At 71.9% G+C, this 5,079-nt stretch carries 4 protein-coding genes; 2 read left to right on the top strand and 2 right to left on the bottom strand.

Going from position 1 to position 5,079, the window contains the following annotated elements; translation table 11 throughout:
- Positions 1-399: 399 nt before the first annotated feature.
- Together GT354_RS10395 and GT354_RS10400 are read right to left on the bottom strand one after the other, a co-directional pair.
- A complete protein-coding gene (locus GT354_RS10395; RefSeq protein ID WP_161355994.1) occupies positions 400-2,166 on the bottom strand; it encodes a biotin carboxylase N-terminal domain-containing protein in 1,767 nt (588 codons plus the stop codon).
- A 220-nt stretch (positions 2,167-2,386) separates the two neighbouring features.
- Positions 2,387-2,593 (bottom strand): hypothetical protein, encoded by a 207-nt coding sequence (locus GT354_RS10400; RefSeq protein WP_161355995.1) that lies wholly within the window; start codon positions 2,591-2,593, stop codon positions 2,387-2,389.
- A gap of 405 nt (positions 2,594-2,998) precedes the next feature.
- Here GT354_RS10400 and GT354_RS10405 point away from each other — a divergent pair, with 405 nt between their 5' ends.
- A complete protein-coding gene (locus GT354_RS10405; protein WP_161355996.1) occupies positions 2,999-3,529 on the top strand; it encodes a hypothetical protein in 531 nt (176 codons plus the stop codon).
- An 80-nt stretch (positions 3,530-3,609) separates the two neighbouring features.
- A partial coding sequence (locus GT354_RS10410; RefSeq protein ID WP_161355997.1) for a hypothetical protein occupies positions 3,610-5,079 on the top strand: 1,470 nt, incomplete at its 3' end.

A 5,079-nucleotide genomic window follows, 5' to 3' on the forward strand; every position in this document is an offset into this window, starting at 1 on the left:
GCCGCTCTCCTCGCTGCGCTCGTCGAACACTCGACGGGGGCCGAAGGGGGTGGGCGCCGACGCGCCGAGACCGCAGCCGGGTCCCGCTCCGGACCTGGATTGTGGCCGCGAAGCGCCAACCGCAGCAGGACCGCCCGACCCGACCGGCCCCGGCCCGGGTCGGCGAAGCCGAGGGCCGGCCGAAGCCTGGGCCGCGAGGCGGATCGGGCCGCCCCGGTCGCGGTGGACCGCAGCCCTCGCACCGACGCGGTGGTGCGGGTGGAACAACCCCCGCCACCAAAAACGCGACCGCAGCCCCCGCGCTGCGGCATCCCCCCCGACGCGCCCCACGCCCCACCACACGGCGACCGCCCCCGCACCGAGGAATCGGAACGAGGGCGGTCGAGGGTGTGACGTCGTTCAGTCCTTGATCTCACACAGGACCGCACCGGAGGTGACGGTCGCGCCCACCTCGGCGACCAGACCCTTGACGGTGCCGGCCCGGTGCGCGTTGAGCGGCTGTTCCATCTTCATGGCCTCCAGGACCACGATCAGCTCGCCCTCGGCGACGACCTGGCCCTCCTCGACCGCGACCTTGACGATCGTGCCCTGCATCGGGCTGGCCAGGGAGTCCCCGCTCGCCGCCGCGCCGGCCTTCTTGCCGCCACCGCGCTTGGGGGCCTTCTTGCCCGCGGCCGGAGCCGCACCCGACGCGCCGAGGCCCGCCGGGAGGGTGACCTCGAAGCGCCGACCGTTGACCTCGACCACGACCGACTCGCGTTCCGCGGCCTCGTCGGCGGCGTCCGCGGCGCCCGCGAACGGGGCGATGGTGTTCTCGAAGCCGGTCTCGATCCACCGGGTGTGCGCGGTGAACGCCTCGTCGGAACCGTGGATCTCGGGCGCGAACGCCGGGTCCTGAACCACCACGCGGTGGAAGGTCAGGGCCGTCGCCATGCCGTCGATCTCGAACTCGTCGAGCGCGCGCTTGGCCCGCTGCAGGGCCTGCTTGCGGTCGCTGCCGGTGACGATCAGCTTCGCGAGCAGCGAGTCCCACGCCGGGCCGATGACCGAGCCCTGCTCGACGCCCGAGTCCAGGCGCACGCCCGGGCCCGACGGCGGCAGCCACTTGGTGACCGTGCCGGGGGCCGGCAGGAAGCCGCGCCCCGGGTCCTCGCCGTTGATCCGGAACTCGAACGAGTGACCGCGCATCTCCGGGTCGTCGTAGCCGAGTTCCTCGCCGTCGGCGATCCGGAACATCTCGCGCACGAGGTCGATACCGGCGACCTCTTCGGTGACCGGGTGCTCGACCTGCAGGCGGGTGTTGACCTCCAGGAAGGAGATCGTGCCGTCCTGGCCGACGAGGAACTCGCAGGTTCCGGCGCCGACGTAGCCGGCCTCCTTGAGGATGGCCTTCGACGCGCGGTACAGCTCGGCGTTCTGCGCCTCGCTCAGGAACGGCGCGGGCGCCTCCTCGACGAGCTTTTGGTGCCGGCGCTGGAGCGAGCAGTCGCGCGTGGACACGACGACCACGTTGCCGTGGGTGTCGGCCAGGCACTGCGTCTCGACGTGCCGCGGCTGGTCGAGGTAGCGCTCGACGAAGCACTCGCCGCGACCGAACGCGGCCACTGCCTCGCGCACGGCCGAGTCGTACAGCTCGGGGATCTCTTCGAGGTTGCGGGCGACCTTGAGGCCGCGACCGCCACCGCCGAAGGCGGCCTTGATGGCGATCGGCAGGCCGTTGGCCTTCGCGAACTCCACGACCTCCGCGGAACCGGAGACCGGGTCCGCGGTGCCGGCGACCAGGGGCGCGCCGGCCCGCTGGGCGATGTGCCGGGCGGCCACCTTGTCACCGAGGTCGCGGATCGCCTGCGGAGGCGGTCCGATCCAGGTGAGTCCGGCGTCCAGCACGGCCTGGGCGAATTCCGCGTTTTCCGACAGGAATCCGTACCCGGGGTGAATGGCGTCCGCGCCCGAGTCCCGGGCGGCCCCCAAAACCTTGGCCACGTCCAGGTAGCTCTCGGCCGGAGTGTTCCCGCCGAGCGCGTGGGCCTCGTCGGCCACCCGCACGTGCAGAGCATCCCGGTCCGGTTCTGCGTAGACGGCCACACTGGCGATGCCGGCGTCACGGCATGCTCGGGCGACGCGGACCGCGATTTCCCCACGGTTGGCGATGAGTACCTTGCGCACGATCTGGCTCCCTCCTCGGCTGCGGAGAGTCTAGGGATTCGGAGGTGGGGACACATGGCCGCCCCACCTCGTCGTGGGTACGACAACCCGCCACGTTCATGGCCTGCGGTGGAGCTGCCGGCCACGTTGCCGGTGAGGTCAACGTACTCCGCACCGCTGCGCTTTCGATGCGCGGGTACTGGAACGTGTTCCAGTTCACCACGGGCGTCGTCGCGGCGGGTCAGCCGCCCATGCAGTCCCCACCGCTCACCGGAGCGGCGAGCCGGCTCTCGGGGACGTTGGCGCCGGCCATCTTCCCGCAGTGTTTACAGGCTTTCGCCCACGGTTTACCCGCCGGTCCGTCCGGGCCGTACTGATACACCCACTCGTGCTCGACATGCCCCTCGGCGCACATGTCCCACGCGTTGCCCGGCTCGTCGTCGTTCATCGCTTTCCTTTCGTGGTGCTCCCCGTGTTCGTGGTGCTCCCCCCGTGCGCAGGCTACGAGCGCGAGCGGACGCAAGAGGTCGAAACGCGCGAATCACCCGGTGGGCGTGGCGGCGTGCATCGCACTGTCGGCTCCGGTCGCTCCGGTCGCTTCGGTCGGCCCGGCCGGCCCGGTCGTCGCGGTCGGGAGAATCGGCCGGTCGTGAACGCCGCCCGGTGGTTCGCGATTGCGAACACCTTTGCGACAGAGCCCTGTTGCCGGAACGGACCACGACCGGCTTCGTCGCGGTCGGCATTTCCCGAAGTCCAACCGAGCGGTATTTATCGCGCGGTGTTTCCCCGACCGGGTCGTACCTGCCACGATATGAAACGTCTACGGCATCCCATGCCTGGGCGGGAGGCACTTGTGACAGAGGTGTTCTTGCGGCGGCTGACCCGTTGGCAGGCGGACCAACAGCGGGAAGCCGTAGCGGATACGTACGTCAAGACCTATGGCGACGACCCGCCCGGCCGACCGGAATTCCTACGGCGCTACGCCGATCACATCCAGCAGCCCGGATTCGAGATGGTCGTCGCGAACGGCGCCGGCGCGGCCGGGTGCACGTACGGATTTCCACCTCGGCGGGCGAGTGGCTGGTGGACCGGATTTCGCGGCGAGTTGGCCGACGACGTGGCCGAACTCGCCTCCGCCGGAAGCGTGTTCGTGATCATCGATATGATGGTCGTGCCCCAGCAGCGGCGTCGGGGCCTGGCCACGCGTATGCAGGAGCGGCTGCTCGCGGGCACCGACGCGACATTCGCCGCGGCCCGGGTGAACCGCGACAACCACGCCGCGCTCGCGGCGTTTCGCGCGTGGGACTGGTCGCGACTGGGCGAATGGCAGCCGGATGCCGACACCGCGCCGAGCGAGGTGTGGGGGCGCCGCATCCGAAAGTGAGCCGGCCGCGTCCCCTGTCGAGAGTGGGCACGAGACCGCCTCCTCAAGCTTCGTACCCAGACGACCCGGGGGAGACGGCGATGGCCGGCAAAATGATGCGCAAGGCGTATGAGGCCGGTGCCGGATTCGCGGAGGCTCGTGCGCGGCGCCCCGAGCCGGTCGGCCGGTTGTCCTTCGAATGGGTGGCCGGCGTACTGCTCGTCGTCCTCGCGACGTCGGCCGCGCTCGTCCTGCTTCGGGTGGGCCTGAACCCGCCGGTGACGCCGATCGCGCCGACCGACCCGTCCGCCTACGGCGCGGGTCCGCAGCCGATCGCCATGGGTGATTCGTGGTCGGTGGGAGACCTGGTCGCGGTGTTGCTGCCGTGGGCCGTACCGCTGGTGATCGGCGGTATCGGGCTCACCGACAGCGTGTTCACGCATCGTCGCGGCAGTGTCGCCGGAGTGTTGGTCATCGGGCTCGCGGGGGCCGCGATCACCACCGTGCTCGACCCGATCGCGACCCACGTCGACGGCTCCGGCGACTCGCGCTGGCTCGGGTTCGTCTACCTGTTGCGGTTCGGCTTCGCGGTACAGGTGCTCGTCGGCGTCGTGCTGTGGATCCACCTCGCCGTACCGCGCCATCAGGCGCCGCTGAACGCGGCGTTCGCGGCCACGCTCGCGGCGGCCGTGCCGCTGCTGTTCGTGCTCGGCGGGCGCGACGTGCTCGAACCGATGTGGGAGTCGGGGGCGGGGCTCCAGACCTGGCTGCCGCTCGCCGCGTTCGGCCTGATGCTGATCCTGATTCCCACCGGCCGCGTCCTGGTGCCCTCGGGCCGAGGCTGGACGAGCGCCGAGGGCGGCGCGTTCGGCGGCGTCGCGCTGCTCGGCGTGGTCGGGGTGGCGGTGGCGGTGGCCGCGCTGGTGATGGGCGACGACAAACCCAAGGTGTTCGCGCTGTGGCCGGTGATCGCGCTCGCGGGTTGCCTGGTCGCGGCGGGCCTGACGTATCGGGTGGACGGTGTCCGCTCGGTCGCCGGGGCGCTGCTGGCGATGGCGGTCGGGATCGCGGCGTTCCCGGCCGCGCTGTTCGCGTGGGACCGCACCGAGGGCAACCCGGGTCTGGGCCTGGACGGGCCCGCCGAGTACGTGCCGTGGCTGCTCGGTCTCGTGCTGGCGGGCGTACTCGGGGCGGTCGCCGCGCGCACGCTCGGGTCGTACGCGATCGGCCTGGCCGCCCTGGGCCTGGTGTTCGCCGAACTGATCGGCCCCGACGCGGGCGCCGGCCACCAACTCGCGATTCGCTGCGCGGGCGCGGCGGCGATCGGCGTGGTGATCGGTGGGCTGCGACCGGAGCCGGCCCTCGCCGCGTTCGGCCTGGGCGCGGCGTGCGGACCGGTGTGGCCGGAGCTTCAGGCGGCCTCGCTCGAATACGACTGGGTCGACGTGCTCACCGACAAGCCCGGCGGGGTACCGCTGCCGCTTCTGGTGCTCGCGGCGGTCGCGCTGCCGCTGGCGGTCGTGGGCGGCCTCGCGGGCACCCGCCGGCCGCCGCAGCCGCCGAGGCCGCCT

Origin of the sequence: Streptomyces sp. SID3343, from assembly GCF_009865215.1 — a bacterium.
Taxonomy (GTDB): Bacteria; Actinomycetota; Actinomycetes; order Streptomycetales; family Streptomycetaceae; genus Embleya.